Origin of the sequence: Nocardiopsis sp. TNDT3 (genome assembly GCF_003427465.1) — a bacterium.
Taxonomy (GTDB): Bacteria; Actinomycetota; Actinomycetes; order Streptosporangiales; family Streptosporangiaceae; genus Nocardiopsis; species Nocardiopsis dassonvillei.
Genome location: NZ_QPFC01000977.1, coordinates 1 through 2,054, shown reverse-complemented (window position 1 = coordinate 2,054; position 2,054 = coordinate 1). Strand labels below are relative to the sequence as shown.

Here is a 2,054-nt window from a genome sequence, read left to right as displayed (position 1 = left end):
CCCCCGGCGGCGGCGGAGAGCCGCCGGGCGTCGCGGGTGCGGGGAGGTGTACTCCCGGTGCGCCTGCGCGGCCTCCTCCACCCTCCGCGCGGCCTCCACCGGGAGCCAGTCCGGCGCCGCCTCGACGGGATCGACCGGGCCGCCCAGTTCCTCCAGAACCCCGGCCGCCGACGGCCGGTCGCCGGGAACCTTCGCCAGGCACCGGGAGAGCAGTCCGCGCAGGTCCTCGGGGACGGAGGCCAGGTCCGGTTCCAGACGGGTGATGCGGTAGGCCACGGCGGAGGGGTGCCCCTCGCCGAACGGGCCGGTACCGGTGAGCGCGTACACGGCGGTGCCCGCCAGCGCGAAGACGTCCGTGGCGGGGGACGCCGCCGCCCCCTCGTACTGCTCGGGGGCGGTGTAGCCGGGGGTCCCGGCGGTCAGGGTCTCCTCATCGTCTGCGTTCTCGGCCCCCTCCAGGGCCTTGGAGACCCCGAAGTCGATCACCTGCGGCCCGACCGCCGCGACCATGACGTTGCCGGGCTTGAGGTCGCGGTGCACCAGTCCGTTCCCGTGCATGCCCTCCAGCACCGAGGCGACCGCCCGCAGCAGGAACCGCACCGACTCCTCGGGGAGCGGACCGGCCTCCCGGACCAGGTCGTGCAGGGTGGGCCCGGCCACGTACTCGGTCGCCATCCACGGCAGCCGGGCGGCGGAGTCGTGGTCCAGCACACGGGGGATGAAGGGCCCGTGCGCGCGGCCCGTCAGGGCGAGTTCCCGGGCGAACCTGGTGCGGAAGCCGGAGTCGTAGGCGAACTCCGCCCGCACCGACTTGACCGCGGCGAGGGTGCCGTCGGCGCCGGTGCCCAGGTAGACGCGGCCCATGCCGCCCGCACCGAGAACGGCGCGGAGGCGGTAGGGGCCGATGTCGCGGGGGTCGTCCGGGGAGAGTGCGCGCATGGGGGCTTTCGTTTCAGTCCGGTTGCTCAAGCTCGTTGACGACGGTCAGGTTCTCGCCGTCCAGTATCAGCACCTGGCCCGCCTCCGGATCGACGACGGCCAGGAACTCGTCGCGGGGGTGCGGGTCCAGTGGTCCGGGCAGCAGGGCGTCGCCGTCGCGCAGGACCTCGCCCGTTCCGGTGTCCCACACCGTCCCGAGCAGTTCGGTGACGCCGTACGGGTCCCCGACACCGGCGTACAGCCGTTCACCGTCGGAGGAGAACGCGAGGGAGAATCCGACGTCGGGGTCGTCCTCGCCGATGCGGCCCAGGTCCCGCAGGGTGGTGCCCGTGTCCAGATCCACCAGACGGACCCGGTCGGTGTCCTCCAGCAGCGCCATCACCGACGGATCGGTCGGATGCGGGGCGAATCCCAGGTTCCCGGACCCCTCGAAGTAGTGGACCCAGTCCCCGGTGTCCGCGTCCCACACGGCGACCCCCAGCACTCGCTCGGAGCCGTCGCTGACGGTGCCGAGGAGCCTCTCCCCGTCGGCGGTGAACTCCAGGTCGAACACGTGGCTAAACGTGTCCGGCCCCAGCAGGGGGACGGTGAGGACGCGTTCGCCCGCCGCGACGTCCCACACGTGGATGACGTGCTCGATGCCGTCCCGGCCCGGTTCGTTGGCCACGACCGCCACACGGGCCCCGTCGGAGGACAGCGCGGGGTTGCGGGGGTTGGTGCGCTGCTCCTCGTACACCAGGACGGTCTCCTCGGTCAGCGTCCCGTCGGTGTCCCGCAGGAGTTCGATCCTGTCCTGGTGGCCGGGCCCCACCCCGTCCGCGTGGACCATCGCCATCACGCCGTCGGCGTTGATGTCGGTCTCGGACGGCGAGGGGTCGAGGAAGGCCGTGATCTCGCCCGCACGCCAGTCCCACACGGAGAAGTAGAGCGAACCGGTGGCGTAGACCCGTTCCCCGTCGGGGGAGAAGGCCACCCCGTCGGCGGACGACAGGCTCTGCTGGTACCCCTGCGGAGCGAAGGCGGGGTCGGCGGTCCCCTCCCCGGCCGCCTCTCCTGCGGCCGTGCCGTCACCGGTGCCGTTCGCCGTGGCGTCGGCACCGGCCGCCGCGGGGTCC

The 2,054-nt window shown here is 73.3% G+C and carries 2 protein-coding genes; both read right to left on the bottom strand.

Translation table 11 applies throughout. The features are described 5' to 3' along the window. The coding region (locus tag DQW06_RS22495; RefSeq protein WP_157983565.1) for a serine/threonine-protein kinase at nt 1–939 on the bottom strand (939 nt) is incomplete at its 3' end. Between the two features lie 13 nt (nt 940–952). Further along, a partial coding sequence (locus DQW06_RS22490) for a WD40 repeat domain-containing protein (protein ID WP_198662519.1) occupies nt 953–2,054 on the bottom strand: 1,102 nt, incomplete at its 5' end.